We start from the raw sequence: 20502 nt of genomic DNA on the forward strand, positions 1-20502 counted from the left end.
AAGACGCGCGTAACCATGATGGATGTGGCCAAGGCGGCCGGCTGTTCGCAGGCGACGGTCTCGGTGGTTCTCAACAATGTCACGGACATCAAGATATCCCCTGAGCTTCGGGCGCGCGTGCTGGATGTCGCGCATAGGCTTGGCTACGGGCTTGCAAGCCCCATCCGTCGCGCGGGCCTTGAGGATCTTCGCGGCGGCTGTATTGGCTTCATCGTCGATCAGCTCGCGACGACCCCGGAAGCCGTCAACGCCATCGAGGGCGCGCGGCACGCTTCCTGGGAGAACGATGTTACAATTCTCGTGGCGCAGACGCAGGGACGGGCCACGCACGAGCGCAAAGCGGTGGCCAGCCTTCTGCAGGCCGGTGCGCAGGGGATCGTCTACATGTCCGTTTTCACCCGCCGCATATCGCTCGACCCGGTCTTCGAGGACCTACCCGTTCCGCTCGTGCTGCTCAACTGCTATACCAGTGATAACCGTTTTCCCGCAGTGGTTCCCGATGAGGTGACCGGCGGGCGCATGGCGACGGCGACCCTTATCAGGAAGGGGCATACACGCATCGCAACGATCGTCGGGGAGAGCTTCATGGAGGCGGCGCAGGATCGCCTCGCGGGCTATCGTGAGGCGCTGGCGGAGGCGGGGCTGCCCTATGATGACGGCCTGGTGGCTGAAGGAAACTGGACACCGACATCCGGTTTCGAGGCTACCCAAAAACTCCTGTCGCTTCGAGAGCCGCCTACGGCGATCTTCTGCCAGAACGACAAGATGGCGATGGGCTGCCTAATGGCAATTGGCGAAGCAGGTCTGCGCGTTCCGCGGGACATCTCTGTCGTCGGCTACGATGACGACGAACTGTCGCGCCATCTGCGACCGCAACTGACTACCCTGGAGCTTCCGCACCGGCCGATGGGCGCCTGGGCGATTGAGCACCTTGCAAAGAAGCCGCGCTCAGGCCATCACAGCCTAAAAAAGCTTGGCTGCACGTTGGTCGTCCGGGGCTCGGTCAGTCGTAAATCGGCCTGACAAGATCAAGGCGATGGGTAATTATTTCAGCGGACGAAAATCTTGGAAATTGCGCTCCAAGAGCGCGCGTGTTGCTCACCCGCGTAAGACGGAAATGGCCAAGAGAAATGCATCGCCCCCGAAACCTTACCAGCTATCCCACTCCGAGCCATCGGCGCGCGTCGCCGGTCTTGACGCCTGATCCGGCGGCGCGTGACGTCACGACGTGGCTCTTGTCTATTGCGGTAATCGGAAATGGTCGTCGATGAGACGGCGGTGGCGAGTGTCCTTGTGCCAGCCGATTGCCTTTCGGTAGCTGCCGAAAAGCTGCCTTTCATGCACGCCTTCGACGGTCAGGCCGTGGACGGCCTCAGCATCCGGTTCAACATACAGCGCATCGACGGGGCAGTAGAGTTCGCACATGAAGCAGGTCTGACATGCATCCTGACGCTTGATGAGCGGCGGTCCTTCGCGCTGTGCTTGGAACACGTTGGTGGGGCAGACCTGGACGCAAAGATTGCAGTCGGTGCATGTGTTGGTGTCTAGAACTTCAATCATTATTCTGCTGCTTGCTTGTATACGCCGGGATCGACCGCTTCCTGCCGAACGGCGATGTGGTCGAGGCCGCTGAGGATGAGCCTGTGGTGTTGGGCGGGGTTCTGCGTCGGATAATCCTCCCGTCTGTGCATACCGCGCGTTTCGGTACGAGAAAGCGCCGCGCGATACATGAAACGCGCCGTTGCCAGCATGGCCTGCGCCTGCCGTAGCTTGAGGGAATGATCCTCGTTGAGAGCGGTTGCCCGTCCGACGTTTTCCCAAAGCGCGTCCAGCCGCTTCAGAGATGCCGAAAGGGCCGAATGCGTGCGGAAGTAATTGATGTCGAGGGGGAATACCTCGTTCTGGACAGCCTTGATGATCTCTGCCGGGTCGATGCCCTTCGTGTCAGAGAGCGCGATGCATGCCGGGCCGAAATCGGTAGCGCTTACCCGCTGCAATGAATAGGACGCGGCAGCCGCGCCAGCAAAGGCACCTGTGGCGATCGCCCAGGCCGCGTTGTGGCTGCCACCGCCGGTGAACCCGCCGCAGATCGGCTCGCGGGTGGCGTTGTCGCCAGCGGCGTAAAGCCCCGGAACAGTCGTTGAACAGTCGAGGCCGGTCAGCCTCAATCCACCTGTACCACGGACCGTACCTTCAAGCCTCAGCTTGACTTCGAAGAAATCGGTAAAGGGATTTATGCCGCGCCTATCGAACGGAACGAAGAAGTTCGGCTGCGCGCGCCTGAGGATCGCCTTGACCTCATCAGTCCCGGCAAGGTCCAGCCGCGCAAACACCGGCTCCGAAAGCAAGGTGCGGGCGATGATCGAGCGCCCACGGGCCGAACCCGCTCCCTCGATCAGGCTGTGGTCCTTCCGGTAGAACTGCGCAAAGCGGTAAAGCGCCGTCTTGGTGATCGAGGCGAAGGCGGGCGAAATCGCATAGGCGGAGGAAAATTCCATGCCCGAGAGTTCGGCGCCAACCTCCGCGCCCATCAGATAGCCGTCTCCGGTCAAGACGTCGCAGCCGAGTGCCTTGCTCATGAAGGCACAGCCGCCAGCGGCAAGAACGACGGCGCCGGCGTTCACCACCCAATGACCGCCGGCCTGGCGCCGCAGGCCGCTTGCGCCGACGACGCGTCCTTCCAGTGTCAGCAGTTGCGTCGCCGGATGATGATCGAGAATGGTGATCCCGGCATTCCTTACCCGGCGCCGCATCAGCCGCATGTATTCCGGCCCCTGGACCGAGATACGCTGCTCTTCCCCGTCGTCGTTACGGGGGAAGGGGTAGCCCCAGTCCGCCAACCGATTAACACTCTCGAACGTCTTGTCGAGGACGGGCACCATCCAGGAACGTTCGGACAGATAACCGCCCATCGCCTCGCGGCTGGCCATGGCTGCCTCCCGTTCCGCCGGGTCCGGCGGCACATACCAGATCTGGGTGCCGGCCGAAGCCGTGGCACCGGAGCTGCCGCAATATCCCTTGTCGACCAGCACGACCTTAGCGTTGCTGGATGCAGCTTCGGTGGCGGCCCAGCACCCGGCGGGTCCACCGCCAATCACGAGCACGTCGCAACCGATTTCGACGGCGGCGACGCTTGCCTCACCTGACTGTTGCAATGGCACACTCATGACAGGGATCCTCTCGACCAAGAAATATCGTTGCGATTTAAATCTATGCAATGCATAGATTTTTGAGTCGTTTTTGCCGGAGCCCGCCCATGCCTCTCGCCAGCCTCGCCATGTATGTAAGTCCGCCGCCGATCGAGGAGGCGACGCGGCTTTTCTGGAAAGCATTGGGGGACCGATTGCGTGGGTATGGCCTTGATGCGCCCGGGGCGCTTGACGAGACCGTCGCCTACAACGAGGCGTGGTTTCGTCCGGACCTGCTGTTCGGCCAGACCTGCGGATATCCCTATGTCCAGCACCTTCGCGGGAGGGTTCAACTGGTGGCGACGCCCGTTTACGACTTGCCTGGCTGCGACGGCCCGCACAAATGCAGTTTCATCATCGTCAATGCCCGGTCGTCGGCCAGCTCGCTCGGCGATCTGCGCGGGATGCGTGCGGCGATCAATGAACCGGGCAGCAATTCCGGCTACAACCTGTTTCGAGCTGCGGTGGCGCCACATGCGGTCGACGGCCGCTTTTTCTCGTCGGTCATCGAGACGGGCGGGCACCGAGCAAGCATCGATGCCGTAGCGACTGGCGCGGCCGACGTCGCGGCAATCGACTGCGTTACGTTCGGCAACACACTGCGCTTCGATCCCGATCGCGTGGCCGCGGTCCGTGTTCTTGCTGAGACGACGAAAGGACCCGGACTGCCCTTCATCACATCCGCCTTGACCTCGGCCAAAGACCTCATGATCCTGCGTCGTACACTGGCGGAGACGATCGGCGATCCTGAACTCGGCGGCGTCTGCGACACGCTCTCGCTCAAAGGTATCAGCCTCCTGGGCGATTCCGACTACGAGGCACTGGCCGAGCTTGATCGGGACGCTGCACGCCATGGTTACCCTGCTATCGTCTGAGGGATGACGGCCGGCCTTGCGGCCAGCGGAAAGTGACAGGCGACAGCGCGTCCGTCTTCGCCCGCCCGAAGGGCAGGGGCTTCTGCTGCGCAAATCGGCTGCACCAAGGGACAGCGGCTATGGAACCGGCATCCGGCCGGCGGATGGGCGGGACTCGGCAATTCTCCGGAAAGAACGATTCGTTCGTGTCGGCGGCTGGGATCGAGCGTCAGATTGGCCGAAAGAAGCGCTTGGGTATAGGGATGCGCGGGGCCGCGAAACAAAGCGGCGGTCGGCCCGCTCTCGACGATGCGTCCGAGATACATGACGGCAACCCGGTCCGCGACCCGCCCGACGACATTGAGATTGTGGGAGATCAGCAGATAGCTGAGGCCCAGGTGATCCTTGAGCCCTCGCAGAAGGTTCAAAAGATCGCCTTGTACCGAGATGTCGAGGCCGGCGGTCGGTTCGTCGGCGACGACGATCGACGGTTCGGCTGCAAGCACGCGGATCAGAGCCACGCGCCGCGCCTGCCCGCCACTGAGCTGATGGGGATAGCGAGAGAGAAGCTGCTCGCCAAGCCCGATCCTTTCGGCCAGCCGCATGATCCGCCCCCAGTTCTCGGCCGTGAAGGCGTTGCGGATCTTCAGGGGCTCGCTAAGCAAGGCTCGGACCGTCAGACGAGGCGAAAGGGACGCGACGGGATCCTGAAACAGGAGCTGGATCCGGCGCTGCAGGATGAGGCGGTGTTGCCTGGAGGCATCCTTTAGTGTCTCGCCCTCCACGGCAAGCGTGCCTTCGGAAAGCGGCTGCAGCCCGACGATCGCGCGGGCGATCGAGGACTTGCCGCAACCGCTTTCACCAATGAGTCCCAGGGTTTCGCCACGCCGCAGTTCAAGCGAGACGTTGTCGACCGCGGTGAGCCGATCGTAGCGTACCATCGCGTTATCGAGGGTTAGAATGGGGCGGGCCATTACGCAGCCTCCTGCCAGCAGGAATAGGTTCGCCCCTCTCGCGTCTGCCGCCGGGGCGGCCTTTCATTGCAGCGGTCGTGGCGGGCAGGACAACGGCTGGCAAAAATGCAGCCTTGGGGACGGCGTGCAGGATCGGGCACGGTGCCGGGAATGGTTGCCAGATCCTGCGAGGGATCGAAGGCCGCATAGGGATCGATCTCGCAGGCGAGCAGCGCGCGGGTGTAAGGATGGCGCGGGCGGCTGAAGACGACGCGCACGGGTCCGTGTTCCACCACCGTGCCTGCATACATGACGATTACGCTGTCGCAGAGTTCGGCGATCAGGCCCATGCTATGGCTGATCACCAGCATGGAGGCGGACGTGCGCTGTCGTAGCCGGTCCAGCACCTCGACCACTTGCGCTTCGATCGTCGCGTCGAGCGCGGTTGTCGGCTCGTCGGCAATCAACAGCTTCGGTTCAACCAGGAGTGCCATGGCGATCACCACGCGTTGGCGCATGCCGCCGGAGAACTCGTGCGGATAGCGGTGCATGCGCGCTGCCGCATCCGGCACGCCGACATCGACAAGCATTGCTTGCGCGCGGCCCCAGAGCCTGTTGCGGCTCTCCCGGGGGAAGCGCCGCCGCTGGATATCGACGAGCTGCGTTCCGATGGTAAACATCGGATTGAGCGCGGTCATGGGATCCTGGAAGATCATTGCGATGTCGGTCCCTCGCAACGCCCTGGTTTCGTCTACGCCAAAGCGCATTTCGCGCCCATCGAAGGCGGCCCGACGCGTGGAAACCTGCGCGTTGCCGTCAAGCAGCCCGAGCAGGGCGAAGGCGACCGTTGACTTGCCGCTGCCGCTTTCGCCAACGAGACCGACGGACTGTCCGCGACCAATGGTTATATCGACGCCGTCGAGGATGTGAGCCGTGCTTTCGTGACCCCGGTAGGACACGTGCAGGTCTTCGATGGTGAGAAGGGCGTCAGTCAAAGGGCTTTCCTCAGCTTCGGGTCGAGCGTGTCGCGCAAGGCCTCGCCGAGAAGCGCGAAGCCGAGGGTAGCAAGGACGAGCGCCAGTCCGGAAAAGGTCGCGAGCCAAACCGACTGGTCGAGATAGGTATAGCCGTCATTCAAGAGGTTGCCCCAGCTTGCCAGCGGCGGACGCACGCCAAGCCCGAGAAAACTCAGGCCCGCCTCGATGGTGATGACAACAGGGATATCCATGCAGGCCAGCACGAAGATCGGACCAATGATGTTCGGGGTTACGTGATGCAGCACGACCCGCCAGGTCTCTGCCCCAAGCACTTTTTCGGCCTCGATGAAGGGACTGTTGCGAATGGCGATCGTCTGGGCGCGGGCAACTCGGCCGAAATGGGGAATGAAAACAATGCTGACAAGCAGCACGACATTACCGAGGCCAGGGCCGAACACGGCCACCAATGCCAAGGCCAGTATAATGCTGGGAAACGAAGTGACGATGTCGAAGACGCCGACCACGGCGAGATCGATTGCACGCGGCGAAAGGGCGGCCGCAATCCCGAAAGTGACGCCGGCGCTCAAGGAAATGGCAATGACCGAGAGTGAAATGCCGAGCGCCACCCGTGCTCCATAGATCAGCCGGCTGAGGATGTCGCGACCGAGATGGTCCGTTCCAAGCAGGTGCTGCCACGACGGCTCCATCAACCGGTTCGCCGGCGCTATTGCGTTCGGGCCATAGGGCGCAATCACCGGTGCGGCGATCGCCACCAGACAGAGAAGCGTCACCGCAAGCATTGCAAACGTGCCACCCGGGCGACGGGAAAGAGCGATGAAGGCTTGCATCTCAGTGTCCCTGACCAGATGTAAGGCGGGCGCGCTCGCGTGGATCGATCAGGCTCTGGGAGAGGTCGGCGATCAGATTGGTCAGCACATAGAGCATGACGATGACGAAGACGCCGCCCTGGACGACCGGATAGTTGCGTGTGCGAATGGCGTCGTAGATCAGCGAGCCGAGGCCCGGGCGGTTGAAGATCACTTCGGCAAACACGGCGCCGCCGAGGAGTTCGCCGAAACCCATGCCAAGCACCGCCAGGGTCGGCAGGATTGCCGGCTTGAGTGCGTATTTCATCATGATCTTGGTTTGGCTGACACCATAGGCACGCAACGTGCGAACGTGGTTTTCCCCAAGGACCTCGAGCAGCGATGAGCGCAGGAGCCGGGCGATGTAGCCGACCCAGCCGGCCGCGAGCGCCGCCGTCGGCAATACGAGGTGCCAAATCTGGTCGCCGAGGTTTCCGCTTTCCCCGGCGCCCAGCACCGGAAACCAGCGCAGATGCACGGAAAACACCATCAGCAGGAAGACCGATACGACGAAACTCGGCGTCGAAATGAATCCGACACTCAGGAACGCGACCATTCGATCTGTCTTGCCGCCCGGCCAGCGGGCACTGAAAAGCGCCAACGGCAAGCCGAGGGCTACGGCGCACAGCATTGATGCGACCGCAAGCGCGGCCGTGTTCGGCAGCGCATTCAGAACCAGGCTGAGGACCGGCCGCCCGTTGAAGACGTCCTCTCCGAGATCGCCGGAGGCGAGCCTGCCGAAGAAGGTGAAAACCCGTTCGATCAGCGGCTTGTCGAGGCCGATGCGGGCATTGAGTGTCGCGACCGCTTCAGGCGTTGCGCGCGACCCAAGGATCACGGTCGCGGGATCCCCGGGGATTAGCCGCGTCAGGGCCATCAGGAGCACGACTGAACCGGCCACGGCAAGTGCCGCCGTCGCCAGCTTGAAGCCAAGATGGATTTGAAGGGACGCGCTCCTCATTGCAGCGCATCCTCTTCTGTCGCAACGCAGGCTGCCATCAGGTCAAGCCGTCGCTTGCGTAAAGGCGGTGTAAAGCCAGTTATTGCCGTTCGGCAGGACGCCGGGCTTCAGCCACTTTCGCGAAGCGAACGCGTTGAGGTTGTGGGTGATCCAGATAAAGGCAGCCGATTCGTCGAGCAGCTTCTGCGCTTCGATGTAGATCTTCTCGCGCTCGGCCGGATCGACCGTGACGCCGCCTTTCTCGTGCAAGGCATCGAAATCGGCATTCTTCCAGCGTTGCCAGTTCCACTGACCGACTTGTGCCGAGGTGAACCATTGTGTCTGGAAGCCGGGGTCGAACTTGCCGTTGAATTTGATGAGCGAAAGTTCGAGGTCCTTGCTGGCGTCGTTTTCGCCGAGCGCCCAGTAGGCGGCCGATTCTAACGCCTCGATCTCGACCTCGATACCCACTTCGGCAAAGTTTGCCTGGATGATCTGGGCGATCGCCTCATAGCGGGCATTGGCCTCGATGGTGAGCTTCGTCTTGAAACCGTCGGCGTGACCCGCCTCTCTAAGCAGCGCCTGCGCCTTATCGAGGTCACGGGCATGGACCGGCGCGTCCTTCCAGTAGCCCAGCAGGCTCGGGGCAAGCAGAGCGTTAGCGCGCGGATAAAGGCCGGAATAGGCGCCTTGCAGGATGGCATCGATATCGACGGCATAGCGGATGGCCTGACGCACGCGGATATCGTCGAACGGCGCCTTCTCGATGTTCGGGCCGAACCAGACATAGTCGATCGCCGGGATCTCGGTGATGCTTGCATCCGGCAGCGCCGCCATCGACTTTCCGTTTTCGGGATCGATCGCGGTGAAGTCGATCTCGCCGGACTTAAAGGCGATTTCGGCGGTCTTCTGCTCGCCGATCGGCTTGCCGACGATCTGATGGAAATGCGCCTTGATCGGTCCCTTGTAGTCCGGGTTGATCTCAAGCACGAACTGTTCACGCGGCGTCCATTCCTTGAGCACGTAGGGTCCACTTCCGACGAGCTTGGTGGCGATATCCTTGCCGAGCGCCTCGAAAGCCTTCTTCGAGACGATGCGGCCGGAACCGTCGGCGAGCGCGATCGTATAGAGCGCCGGCGCCGGATTCTTGAGGATGATCCGACCCTCGAGCGGCGCGGTTACCTCCACGCGATCGAGCGCTGACCAGTCCTTCGCGTAGGTGACGGGCTTGCCTTCCGCGTCTGGCGTGATGAAGCGTTCGAAAGAGAACTTCACGTCTTCCGCTGTCAGGTCGCCGTAGCCGCCGGTGAAGGCGAGGCCACTGCGCAGCTTGAAGCGGATTTCAGTATCACTCACCTGTTCCAGTTCTTCGGCCGCATCCAATTCCCATTCGGTCGAGCCGGGCTTGAAGGAGATCAGCCCCTGCTGCACCGACCAGATGACGTTGAGGTCGATCGGACCGGATCGATTGGCCGGATCGAGGTTCGAGAGATCCTTTTCGACGCGCACGGTGATCTTGGTGCGATCGGCGCCGGCAAAGGCCGGATGGACGCCACCAAGCGCAACGATCGTCGCGAGGGAAGCGCCGCCGACAAGTACCTGCCGTCGCGTGGGGTTGAATGTCATGGCATGTCCTCCAGGATTGGCGCTCCCCAGGGCAGGGCAGCGCGTCAATTCGATGGGCGCATTAGAGCTAATAATACATCAATTACATAGAATAAATATTTTACGTTTCGTTCTTCTGACGCAACCAGTTTTCCGTTTTTCAGCGCCGTCTTGCAAAGACATGCGGCGCGGGTTCCGGTGCAGCGCGATTATATTGGCGGTTGAATTCTATTGCTTTTTTCGCTTTCCGGGTAACACGACATGTCCAATTCTCGGTCTTCAGAAGACCTTCCGTCACAATCGTCCCTCTCCAGCATCACCCGTATTGAGTGGCAGACCGCCGTTCTCGCGCTCGTCATTTATGGCGGCTTTCTTGGGCTTACCTGGTTTTGGCAATCGCTCCCCCTTGCGGTTGTCATCGCGCTCGGCGGATGGCTGATTGCCTGGCATGGATCGCTGCAACACGAGGTCATCCATGGCCATCCAACCCGAAATCGGAGCATCAACGACGCCATCGGCTGGCCGCCGCTGTCGCTTTGGCTGCCCTACGCGATCTACCGCGAGGGACACTTGACCCATCACCGCGATGAACATCTGACGGATCCCATAGAGGACCCGGAGTCATCCTATCTCACCCAGGCAGGCTGGGATCGGCTGGGTCTCGTCGGGCGGTCTCTGGCCAGGTGGAACAGCACCCTGTTCGGGCGCTTGATCCTGGGTCCGCTGGTGATGATCGTCAGTTTCTTGGCGCAGGAGGCAGCACTCCTCCTCGAAGGGGACCGAGCCCGCAGCAACTTCTGGATCCGTCACGCGATCGGCGTAGCCGCCGTTCTGGTCTGGGTCATCGCCGTCTGCGGCATGCCTCTGTGGCTCTACCTCTTCGGCTTTGTCTATGTCGGCGCGGCCCTGACCCGGTTGCGCTCCTATGCGGAGCACCGTTACGCCGATCATCACGACGAGCGCACAGCGATCGTCGAAAACAGCACGCTCTTTGGTTTGTTGTTTCTCTACAACAACCTGCATGTCCTCCACCACCAGCGGCCGGGTGTTCCCTGGTACCGGATCCCGGCGCTTTACCAACGGCACAAGCAGACGCTTGTGTTGATCAATGGCGGGCTCATCTATGACGGCTATCTCGACGTGGCGCGCCGCTACTTCTTCCGGCCGCATGACGACCTGCGTCATCCCCTTCACAGAAGCTCGTCGTCAATGATCTCTAGCGAGTATCTGTAGAGGAGAGGATTGCACGACAGATCTTCGGCGGCGGGATTCCAGTGTGCACGGCCGGAATGCTGGTGGGTATTTCCGATGCGCAGAGCATTCTATATCGCTTAAATATTGGTGGTTTCGCAGAAACCGCATGCCGGCAGGGTTTCAACCTTCACGGCCGTTGCCGACAAAGCCTCAGCGAGCGGCCGTCGCGCATAGGGCTTTGCAAGTGGCCGGAAACGTGACGTGGCGCCGATGCGTTCGACGTCCGCGTAGCCGGTCGCCAGGACAACCGGGAGGTTCGGATACGGCGCCATGATCGTGGTCGCCAATCCTCGGTTCAGCCGTAGGTGTCATGCGTATGGTGACGACTCGCCTGTTGCCTTCGCTCCGCTCGACACTAGTTACCTGTGATCAACGGAGGGCAAAAATGGACACAAGCGTTATGTCGAAGGCCAAAACAGGTGTCGAAGGGCTGGACGACATCCTTTCGGGCGGTTTGTCACGTCGACACGTATTCCTTCTCGAGGGGGCGCCGGGCACGGGGAAGACCACGATCGCCATGCAGTTTGTTCAGCAGGGCGCCGCGCTCGGTGAGAAATGTCTCTATATCACGTTGTCCGAGACCGAGGATGAGCTACGCGACAGTGCGCTCTCGCACGGGATGGAAATCCATAGAAATATCGAAATATTCGAGCTCGTTCCGCCTGAGAGCCTGTTGAACGCCGAACAACAGCAGAGCTTGCTCTACTCGTCGGATCTGGAACTCGGCGAGACCACCAAAATGATATTTGAGGTTTTCGAAAGGGTTCAGCCGAACCGCGTCGTGCTCGACAGCCTGTCGGAAATCAGGCTGCTTGCCCAAAGCTCCCTTCGCTATCGCCGGCAAATTCTGGCTTTGAAGCACTTCTTTTCGTCTACAGGCGCCACGGTCTTGCTCCTCGACGACATGACCTCCGACAGTCTCGACAAGACGGTTCACAGCGTAGTGCACGGGGTTATTCACCTTGAACAACTGGCGCCGAGCTATGGTTCGGAAAGACGCCGCCTGAGGATTACCAAGTACCGCGGTCAGGCATTCCGCGGTGGTTATCACGACTTCATCATCAAGACTGGAGGTGTTTCCGTCTTTCCGCGATTGCGAGCGATCGAGCACCGCACGGAGTTCGAGCGCTCTACGTTAAAGAGCGGGATCGCTGAACTTGACGCGTTGCTGGGTGGCGGCATCGAGCGGGGATCGAGCACGCTGTTGATCGGTCCTGCGGGCATGGGTAAAAGTCTCTTTGCGCTTCAATTCGTCGAAGCGGCCGTCAAGCGTGGCGAAAAGGCCGCCCTCTTCATCTTCGATGAAGAACTGGGGCTGCTGTTCCGGCGCATGAAAGACCTTGGCTTTGACTTGGAAAACTACCAGCGGGACGGCTCGATTCACATCGAGCAGTTGGATGCAGCTGAGGTTTCACCTGGCGAGTTCGCCCAGCGTGTGCGCGAGCACGTTACCAGATTTGACGCAAAGACGGTCGTCATAGACAGCATCAACGGCTATCAGGCCTCCATGCCGGAGGAAAGCGCGCTCGTCCTCCACATCCACGAGCTGCTGCAGTATCTGAACCGCCAGGGCGCAAACACCTTCGTAACGGTGGCGCAGCATGGGCTGGTCGGTGACATGAAGTCGCCGGTAGACGTGACCTATCTCGCCGACACCGTCGTTCTGCTGCGCTACTTCGAGGCGGTCGGCAAGGTCAGGAGGGCGATCTCCGTCGTGAAAAAGCGGACCGGCAAACACGAGGACACGATAAGGGAGTTTACGATCGGCCAGGGCGGCCTTTCGCTTGGAGATCCTCTTTCGGATTTCCAGGGCGTGTTACGCGGCGTCCCGACCTTTGTCGGTGAAAACCAACCGCTGCTGAAGTCAAGTGAGGGCGAGGACGATTCCAAATAGAGACGCCATTGCTCTGATCCATGCCCCTTTGGGAAGGGACGCGCAGATCGCGGCCGCGCTTTTGTCGGAAGCCGGCATTCGGCCGAAAATCGGCAAGGACGTTGCCGCTTTCGTCTCGGCTCTGGATGAGGATGTTGCTTTTGCTGTCGTGACGGAGGAGGCCTTGCGCTCGGCCGACCTTCGCCCACTTTCGGCGTGGATCAAATCGCAACCGAGCTGGTCCGACCTTCCCTTTATCATCTTGACCCATCGAGGAGGTGGGCCTGAGCGTAACCCTTCCGCGAGCCGCCTGTTGGAGGTGCTGGGGAACGTCAGCTTTGTAGAACGACCATTTCATGCCACGACGTTCATCAGCGTTGCGAGGTCGGCGCTGCGGGGCCGCCGACGCCAGTACGAAGCTCGACTCCGGATCGAGGCGCTGGACGAGGGGGAACGGCGGCTAAAGACGGCGCTTGAGGCAGGCCATCTGGGTGCGTGGGAACTCGACCTCACCACCTATGCTCTCACCACATCGATCACCTGTCGGGGGGTGTTCGGCAGGAGCGCTGGCGGGGCATTCACCTATGGCGACCTCCTTGCCGCTACTCATCCTGACGATGTGGAGAGGATGAAAACGGCGATGCAGGCCACCATCGAGAGCGGGGCCGACTATGCAATCGAATATCGTACCGTCTGGCCCGACAGGTCCATTCATTGGGCGGAAATGCGCGCGCAGCTCTATCGCGACCGGAGAGGGAACGCGGTCAAGTTGGTTGGCGTCTCTTCTGATATCACCGCCAGGGTATCGTCCGAAGAGCAGCAAAAGCGATTGAACGAGATCCTTGAAGAGCGTGTCGCCGAGCGGACGGCTGAACTGCACAAGGCTCACGGAACCGTCATGGCGGAAGTGGCCCAGCGCGAGCGTGCCGAGGCGCAGCTTCGGCAGGCCCAGAAGATGGAAGCTATCGGTCAGCTGACAGGTGGAGTCGCTCACGATTTCAACAATCTTTTGATGGCGGTGCTAGGAAACCTGGAGCTCCTGCGCAAACACACTGGTGGTGACGCGAAAGCCGAGCGTTTGATCGATGGTGCGCTTCAGGGCGCAAAGCGCGGTGCGTCGCTAACACAGCGGCTTTTGGCATTCGCGCGCCGGCAGGACCTCAGTGTAGATCCAGTAGATCTGGGCGAGTTGGTGAGGGAGATGACGGATCTCCTTAATCGATCAGTCGGCACGGGCATTGTGATCGAAATTCGCATTCCCGATCGAATGGATCCGGTACTTGCTGACTCCAACCAGTTGGAGCTCGCCCTTCTCAACCTCGTGGTGAATGCCCGAGATGCTATGCCGAACGGCGGGACGATCTGCATATCGCTTCAGGTGGAGAATGTGGCGAAGCCGGAGGGCGAGCTCGCGGCGGGTCGGTACGGCGTGCTCTCCGTTGCCGACGAGGGCCACGGCATGGATGACAACACGCTGCAAAAGGCGATAGAGCCGTTCTTCTCGACCAAGGAACTTGGCAAGGGGACGGGTTTGGGCTTGTCGATGATTCATGGCCTCGCCCTTCAGTTGCAGGGAGCGCTGCGGCTCACTAGCACGCCAGGGAAAGGCACCAGAGCCGAGCTCTGGATTCCGGTTTCGGACGAAAGCCCAGTTGTGTCAAAGGACACAGAGGTTTCGGAACCGGACCAAAGGGTAAAACCGCTACGCGTTCTTCTGGTGGACGATGATTTCCTGATCGCCATGAGTTCGGTCGACATGCTCGTCGATCTGGGCCACGAGGTCGTCGAGGCGCATTCTGGAAAGGAGGCACTCGCTCATCTTAAGGACGATGGCCGCTTCGACCTGCTCATCACGGATTATTCTATGCCGGAAATGACGGGGGGAGACCTCGCAAATGCCGCGCGGGACCTATTTCCGGATCTTCCGATTCTCATTGCATCGGGATATGCCGAGCTGCCACCCGGCATCGATTTCGACGTGGCGAGGCTCGCAAAGCCCTACAGTCAGCAACAACTCGCCGTGGAGATCGAGAGTGTCCTCAGGGGTCTAAGTTAGACCAACGCGATAGGTTATGAATGGCTTTGGCACGGTGCCGATCGTCACGTCCTCTTGTTAGACGCCACCCCAGCTTGGGTGGCGCGCCATTGCTTCTAGTTGATCAAGCTCAAGCGACTGCGGGCGGTTTGACAACGAACGGATGCCGGCCGTGGCGGACACCCTCACGCGCCATCGCTTCTTCAAATAGCTCCGCCTCGTCGCTGACGCCGCCACGAAACTCATCCATCAGAAAGCCCGCAAAGGGATCGGCAAGCGAAGCAGCTGAGTGCTCTGTGTTTTGCTGCAGGACCTTACCCAGCGCCGAAGCAAGAGGCCGCTGGCGGCGGCGTTTAGAACTGCCTTATTGATCCGGTCGTACCTCATTGTCATCGCTGTTACCCCGCGCGCATCCATCGCGCTGGGAAGGTTGAGCCTGCGCGGACCGGCCTTCCTGCTCGGAGTGCGTGCCTCGCGCCACAAGGGTCAAACCAACGCCTGGGCGCCCGAGAACTTGGACGGGTGGTTGGGCAAGGACTGGCAGCGATTGAGGATCTACACACGTTTCTGGCCGGCCGCGAACAAAGAGGCATTGTCAAAGGCAGTACGATTGCCGGAAACTTGAAATCCGAAAGCAGAAAACCAGAATTCCGCTCAATATGTCAAAGTTACTTTCAATTGAGCCTTCAGAGGCGCACAATGTGATCATCGCTGGACTTTAAGAAGGGCTCCGGCGGCTGGAAGATCAAAAAGCGCTTTCGCCCCAACTGGAGGAGATTGCGCCATGTTTGTTCCGCAACAATCCGGATACATACTTCCTGAAGATTTCACTGTAATTGCCACGGTCTATGAGAAGATCGTGAGTGCTCGCGCGATAAACCGCCAAAGCGACGAGGGAGAGTGGCTGGCCCGATACACCCTTGAATTGTTCATGAGCGGCACGCGTGATGCGCGGGAACTCGAAACGCGTTTGGAGGAGTTCAGCCTCCCCATGAGCGGCGACGGGAAATCCCGCGTAGTAGATTTGTTGCCTGATTTGTCAGCATGGGCGCGGAGCCTGACTGCCTCGCCGAGTGAGGCGACTGCCCTGACTGAACAAACGCTCGATTACGCGATCGAACATGTAGAAGAATTTATTGCGACCTCGGATGTCAGAAGATGGTTGGTGCGTCTGATGGTGGAGCTCCGCCTGGGGCGTCGACCGCGGTAGAGATCGATTGAGCTGGTAAACGTATCGTTTCGCTCGCCGACCCTCTTAAATGACGGATGACGCAGGTTGCGGTCATGGGGCCATGCTTCAGCGACAGCTATAGGTAGCAGAAATGGCGCGCCCCTTCGTTTCAGCACAACTGGCGGGCGGATCGCCGGCATGATGTCGAGAGGCTCGCGAAGCTGCACGGATTCCTTGTTCCATCCGGCACCGTACAAGTTCCGCGCCCTTCTTCGCCGCCAGCAGCAGTCGGTCAATGGCGCCAGTTACTGTCGCGCCCCCATAACCTCCGATCACAAAGGTGTCGCGAGGCACGCATTTAATCTTCTGACGCTCCGGCCAGCGCCCCGATCGATAGGGCGGGTCCCCCTGCTTGGCTTGATCCCTTCGTGCCCGTGTTCGCACGCGGCGCGGAAGAACTCGGCGCCGTAAGCGTGCATTTCCTTGCAGAAGCGGATCGCGCCAGTCCTGCCAGAGACGATCGGTTATGAGCAGTTGCTGTTGTTCGGCAAGTGGCATCATCCCGAGATAGATGCGGAACAACGAAGGCAAAGAAGATGATTTCGGCGGCATCGTGCAGGCTCGGATGCCTGCCAACCGCTGCGCTGAAGCAGGCCGAAGTCGGACCCTGGTCGTCGAGAACAACCGCCTCGCCAGATGGCCGTACTCGCGAGGCTCGGCGACCCGAACTTTTCGTCGTCGTGACCGCCACGGGTGATTGCCCTCACGTTGCCCGCTTCAGCATGGTGAGGCGATAGCCGTGCCACCTCGAAGGCCATTCAGGACCTCGCGGCGGCCCGTTGCACCGCGGCGTTGCAGGGTCAAAAGAGGAGGAGGAGGGAACTGCTTGGGCCTCGTTGAACCGATTCAAGCCAGACTATGGTCTGGGCGGGGGCAAGACCTAAGTCGAAGTGCGTGCGACTGAAGTCTGACCCTGGAACGCTAATTGCCCAAGAACGTTTGCAAAGTGTTCCCGCTTTGAGAGCAGGGAATTCAAAACAGATGGAGACGTACATGAAGAAGGTTGTCAGTTCTGCCCTTGCAGGTTTGTTTCTGCTCGGGGCTTCCGGCTTTGGTTTTGCTCAAACGGTCCTAGTCACGCCAGAGCAGGAAACGGTCGTTCGCGAATACGTGAAGAAGAAACCCCTCGCTTCCATCAATCTTCCGGGCGTTGAGCTGAATGTGGGCTCCGCACTCCCCGAGACGGTGGAATTGCACACCATTGATGCGCCGGACATCAAATACCGCTATGTGGTCATCGATAATCGCACCGTGCTGGTAGATCCAGGCACTCGCAAGATCGTTCGCGTTATCGAATGACTGAAGACACGTCCCTTCCTTTCGGGGAAGGGACGTCTTCGCGAGCTACGCGAGGAAGAACGGCGATTGGACTTTAGTCCCATGATCTGGCCGCAAAGGTCCTAATCCGTAGCGGTCCCATATCGTCGCGTTATTTTAGCTTTAGCCTGTGGACAATCCATCCAGTGCTCCATAGCGACAACGACGCCGAGGCAGCCTACCCGCCCTTCGGTTCGTTCTGGTGTCGTTGCCGACAGGAGGATCGAGAATGTACGAACCATACTGCTACGGCGAGCCACCGCGCAAATTGTCTAGAGGGTTGCCGATCGGCATCACGCTCTTGGCGATAGTTGTCATCGGAGCCTATCTCTTCGTGGGCAGCGCGCTCTCGAACGATCCTCACCAAACCAGTGCCATCCTTCTCCCCCCCCCGCCCCAACGTCAAAATAGCCTTGAGCTTTAGCGAGGGAGCAACCATGAGATTGATGCATTTAGGTCGAGCCCGTCTGGGGATGGCTTTACCTCGGTATCGCCCTCAGCTGCGCCAAGCCAGAGAACCTTGCCTCCTAGATTTTTTCGAGGCGTACGGGCTCGCCGCGACGACTCTCGACGACCTGATGCAGGAGTACCCGGCGCGCGTAGAGGCTCGGACTTGCAGGCAGAGGTCGTGGTCCTCCTCACGCTCACAGATGAGCGACTATTTTCATGAGATTGAGGGCGCTCGGCTCTTGCAACCCTTTTTTCGACTAGAATGTGGATTCAATTGTCTTTAGCGAACGAGAAGCGCCGATGAAGTTCCGCCTCTCCGCCGGTGAGAGTTTCTTCTTGCTTGGGGAACGGAAGACTATCTTTGACGAAGCGTCCCAGCAGATTTTCCAACTGGATGAGTTGAGCGCCTTTCTTACCTGCCTCCTCGCCGAGGCCGCGCCGGCGCATCAGTTGGAAGGCGCCCTGGTGGCCCGGGGCGTAAGCCGAGCGCGTGCGCACGCGTCGGTGCAAGACTATCTGGCCCATTTGTCACGATGGAATCTGCTGGAGATCATGTTTGATGAGAACGAGGGCACTGCGTTAGACACCAGACATTTGATTTCGAAGGTACCGCCGTATCGCTCGCCTTTTATGATCGAGAGCTTCGCGACCTCGTTGTCCCGATTTTCGCCCACAATGGGGCTGCTGCCGCTACGTCACACACGGCTGCGTACGACGTGGCGCGTTTTGGCGAGCGCGTATGCATCAGCCGACATCGTTCCTCGGGTATGATTCTCGCTGACTTGGAGGTTGCCCCAGCGATCAAGGCGCTTGTGGCAGACGACATTCTTGCCAACCTTGGCCTGAATGTCGCACTTCACGCGGCATTGCTCGTCAAGAACGGAAAAGGCCTCCTGATATGTGGCGCGGCGGGGGCCGGCAAGACGACACTCGCCGTGGCATTGCTCGCGGCAGGCTTCACCTACGGCGGAGATGATATCGCGCTGATGGATGAGGATGGACTGCTTGTGGGAGTGCCCTTCTCGCCCGCATTGAAGCAGGGGTCTTGGGGGCTGCTCGGCCACATGTCAGATGCAATTCTGGCAGCGCCAATCCATAGTCGGCTCGACAATAAGCGTGTGCGCTATCCGACAGGGCTGCCCTATGCTGCACGCGTGCGGGTTCAGCCTGAAGCTGTCGTGCTGATCCGCCGTCGTCGCACCGGGCCAGTCTTTTGCGACGTTGAGCCCATGCGTGCCCTTTCGGAACTACTGGCCGGTGCGCACACGCCAGAGCGTCGCCTCGCCTTGCCGCAGTTTCAGCGGCTCCTCGATATGGTTTCACAGGCGCGCACCGTCGAGCTTACCTACTCTTCCCTCGACAGAGCCGTAGAGACATTGAGGCGCCTTCATGACAGGCAATAGTTGGCGCGATCTGGTTACGCTCGCCTCCTGCCTCAACGGGCACATACCGAAAGAGGCGAACTGGGACGGGATCGTAGCCCTTGCGAACAGAAGCCTGACGATCACCTCACTTGCAGGCGCGGTGAAGGAAGCCAACCCGCACTTGCCGGAGGATCTCTCCAACTATCTATCGATGATATATCGGCGGAACACTGACCGAAATTGCAGACTGAAAGCTCAGCTGGGCGAGGCGGCCGCATCGCTGAACGAGATCGGTATAGAGCCCATCGTGCTGAAGGGGACAGCCATCCTTGCGAGTGCTGTCCCTGAAGCGCTTGGTGCACGGCTTCTGACCGATTTGGACATTCTTGTCCGCCCCCAGGATATGCGAGAGGCATCAAACGCACTGTGCCGTCAGGGATATGAGGTTGCGCTATCTTCCGGTGAAGGTTCCTGGCCAGGGAATGCGGAATACCATCTCCCAGTCGTCCTGATCCGTCCAACGGATGTCGGAAGCATTGATCTTCAGTGTCGACCGAAAGGGCCGGCCTCCTTCGGAGACGCGGAATGGCTTTGTGGCGATAGTTGCGTGGTCGATATTGGCGGAGGCCGTGTACGCGTTCCAACGGCCTTTGCGCAGATCATTCTTTTCATTCTTCACGATCAGTTTCAAGATGGTGACTATTGGCGCGGGCTACTCGACCTGCGCCATCTGCTGGACATAGCAACGCTCGCCCGCGCGTCCTCGGTCGACTGGAACGGACTTAGAGCGCTTTTTGCGAGCGGCTATGAGAGGAACGCGGTCGAGACCCAAATCGTAACAGCTGCCGCGCTTCTCGGCCTAGACCGAACGGCGATTAGGGGAGTGGGATCGACGGCCAGGATCCAGTTTGCCCGGCGGCGACTTCAGCTCGGCTGTGACTACCTGCGGGCTCCGCTCACGCTCCTGACTCTCATCTCGGAAGTTGCCCACTATCGCTCCTGGGATCGTTTTGGGGGCGAGCCTTATCCTTCTAAGCGCCGGGAGCTTGTGCGAAAGGCTCGCGAATTGCGGCGGAACTTCCGCGCCAAGCCTCCCGGAAAACTGTAGCCGATTGGGAAGCCTTCGAGTTTGCAACCGAGCATTGACCTCGGGCGCATATGCGGAGGGCACCCCAGCTACATCTAAAGATATATGGATAACTCGTAGCTTTTAATGTAAAAGTAGTTAGTGCTAATATATCTAACATCCGTTGGACGGGTGGGAGGGCAGATGGCCGAAGAATTCAACCAATCACGAAGCGACCATGATCGGCGCGAGTTTCTGAAGAGCTGCGGTCGATTTGCGGTCGTAACCCACCAGTCGTCACAATGCTTCTGTCAACCAGCCTGACGTCGCAAGCGATTGCCTCTTCCGGTGGTGGCGGTGGCGGCAGCAAAGGAAACAATGGTTGGGGTAACGGGCCGAGTTCGACAAATAGAGGAAGTAGCCACGGGCGTGGTGTTTCGCGCGGAGGACCGGGTGCCGGTCAATCGCAGAGCAGCAGCAAAATGAACGGACGCCCTTAGACCACATTTGGCTCGTCGCCCAGTGGCTC

Annotated in this window: 18 protein-coding genes and 1 pseudogene; 11 read left to right on the top strand and 8 right to left on the bottom strand. The window is 60.1% G+C overall.

From position 1 onward, the window contains the following. Positions 1–15 precede the first annotated feature (15 nt). The gene (locus FA04_RS28550; RefSeq protein WP_234798861.1) at positions 16–1023 is read left to right on the top strand and encodes a LacI family DNA-binding transcriptional regulator; all 1008 of its coding nucleotides are present in this window, start codon (positions 16–18) and stop codon (positions 1021–1023) included. Between the two features lie 216 nt (positions 1024–1239). On the opposite strand, the gene FA04_RS28555 is transcribed toward FA04_RS28550, so the two are convergent. Together FA04_RS28555 and FA04_RS28560 are read right to left on the bottom strand one after the other, a co-directional pair. Then, entirely contained in the window at positions 1240–1560 is a 321-nt protein-coding gene (locus FA04_RS28555; RefSeq protein ID WP_034799884.1) for a 4Fe-4S dicluster domain-containing protein, read from the bottom strand. Further along, the gene (locus FA04_RS28560; RefSeq protein ID WP_034799885.1) at positions 1560–3167 is read right to left on the bottom strand and encodes an FAD-dependent oxidoreductase; all 1608 of its coding nucleotides are present in this window, start codon (positions 3165–3167) and stop codon (positions 1560–1562) included. Before FA04_RS28560 ends, FA04_RS28555 begins: the two co-directional genes overlap by 1 nt. Before the next feature lie 89 nt (positions 3168–3256). Between FA04_RS28560 and FA04_RS28565 the strand changes: the two genes are divergently transcribed. Then, positions 3257–4063, top strand: a complete 807-nt coding sequence (locus FA04_RS28565) for a phosphate/phosphite/phosphonate ABC transporter substrate-binding protein (protein WP_034799887.1) — start codon at positions 3257–3259, stop codon at positions 4061–4063. Here the strand turns inward: FA04_RS28565 and FA04_RS28570 are convergent. From FA04_RS28570 to FA04_RS28590, 5 genes are read right to left on the bottom strand one after another with little or no spacing between them, the layout of a single operon-like run. Beyond that, a complete protein-coding gene (locus FA04_RS28570; RefSeq protein ID WP_034799888.1) occupies positions 4045–5016 on the bottom strand; it encodes an oligopeptide/dipeptide ABC transporter ATP-binding protein in 972 nt (323 codons plus the stop codon). The two genes, FA04_RS28565 and FA04_RS28570, sit on opposite strands and share 19 nt — an antisense overlap. Further along, positions 5016–5990: an ABC transporter ATP-binding protein gene (locus tag FA04_RS28575; protein ID WP_034799889.1), complete on the bottom strand. Its 975-nt coding sequence runs from the start codon at positions 5988–5990 to the stop codon at positions 5016–5018. Before FA04_RS28575 ends, FA04_RS28570 begins: the two co-directional genes overlap by 1 nt. Then, positions 5987–6820, bottom strand: coding sequence for an ABC transporter permease (locus FA04_RS28580; RefSeq protein WP_034799891.1), 834 nt, complete (start codon positions 6818–6820; stop codon positions 5987–5989). Before FA04_RS28580 ends, FA04_RS28575 begins: the two co-directional genes overlap by 4 nt. A gap of 1 nt (position 6821) precedes the next feature. Next, positions 6822–7799 (bottom strand): ABC transporter permease, encoded by a 978-nt coding sequence (locus FA04_RS28585; RefSeq protein WP_034799892.1) that lies wholly within the window; start codon positions 7797–7799, stop codon positions 6822–6824. A 42-nt stretch (positions 7800–7841) separates the two neighbouring features. Beyond that, entirely contained in the window at positions 7842–9404 is a 1563-nt protein-coding gene (locus tag FA04_RS28590; RefSeq protein WP_034799894.1) for an ABC transporter substrate-binding protein, read from the bottom strand. A gap of 240 nt (positions 9405–9644) precedes the next feature. On the opposite strand from FA04_RS28590, the gene FA04_RS28595 reads away from it, so the two are divergent. Beyond that, complete coding sequence (locus tag FA04_RS28595; RefSeq protein WP_034799895.1) at positions 9645–10616, top strand: fatty acid desaturase; 972 nt, start codon at positions 9645–9647, stop codon at positions 10614–10616. 98 nt (positions 10617–10714) lie between these two features. On the opposite strand, the gene FA04_RS28600 is transcribed toward FA04_RS28595, so the two are convergent. Further along, on the bottom strand, positions 10715–10924 hold the full coding sequence (locus tag FA04_RS28600) for a hypothetical protein (RefSeq protein ID WP_034799896.1): 210 nt from the start codon (positions 10922–10924) through the stop codon (positions 10715–10717). A 98-nt stretch (positions 10925–11022) separates the two neighbouring features. Between FA04_RS28600 and FA04_RS28605 the strand changes: the two genes are divergently transcribed. From FA04_RS28605 to FA04_RS36070, 8 genes and pseudogenes are all read left to right on the top strand, one after another. Further along, complete coding sequence (locus tag FA04_RS28605) at positions 11023–12531, top strand: ATPase domain-containing protein (protein ID WP_034799898.1); 1509 nt, start codon at positions 11023–11025, stop codon at positions 12529–12531. 28 nt (positions 12532–12559) lie between these two features. Then, entirely contained in the window at positions 12560–14566 is a 2007-nt protein-coding gene (locus tag FA04_RS28610; RefSeq protein ID WP_234798862.1) for a hybrid sensor histidine kinase/response regulator, read from the top strand. A gap of 763 nt (positions 14567–15329) precedes the next feature. Then, on the top strand, positions 15330–15755 hold the full coding sequence (locus FA04_RS35395; RefSeq protein WP_034799901.1) for a hypothetical protein: 426 nt from the start codon (positions 15330–15332) through the stop codon (positions 15753–15755). A gap of 1014 nt (positions 15756–16769) precedes the next feature. Beyond that, positions 16770–17075: a DUF1236 domain-containing protein gene (locus tag FA04_RS28625; protein ID WP_034799902.1), complete on the top strand. Its 306-nt coding sequence runs from the start codon at positions 16770–16772 to the stop codon at positions 17073–17075. Positions 17076–17843: 768 nt separating this feature from the next. Then, a complete protein-coding gene (locus tag FA04_RS36060) occupies positions 17844–18314 on the top strand; it encodes a hypothetical protein (RefSeq protein ID WP_234798863.1) in 471 nt (156 codons plus the stop codon). Positions 18315–18355: 41 nt separating this feature from the next. Beyond that, the gene (locus FA04_RS36065) at positions 18356–18946 is read left to right on the top strand and encodes a phosphoenolpyruvate carboxykinase (ATP) (RefSeq protein WP_234798864.1); all 591 of its coding nucleotides are present in this window, start codon (positions 18356–18358) and stop codon (positions 18944–18946) included. Further along, the gene (locus FA04_RS28640) at positions 18933–20015 is read left to right on the top strand and encodes a nucleotidyltransferase family protein (protein ID WP_034799904.1); all 1083 of its coding nucleotides are present in this window, start codon (positions 18933–18935) and stop codon (positions 20013–20015) included. Before FA04_RS36065 ends, FA04_RS28640 begins: the two co-directional genes overlap by 14 nt. A 162-nt stretch (positions 20016–20177) precedes the next feature. Continuing rightward, a pseudogene (locus FA04_RS36070) lies at positions 20178–20473 on the top strand (hypothetical protein). The last annotated feature ends 29 nt before the right edge of the window (positions 20474–20502 follow it).

It is taken from the genome of Ensifer adhaerens, assembly GCF_000697965.2.
Taxonomy (GTDB): domain Bacteria; phylum Pseudomonadota; class Alphaproteobacteria; order Rhizobiales; family Rhizobiaceae; genus Ensifer; species Ensifer adhaerens.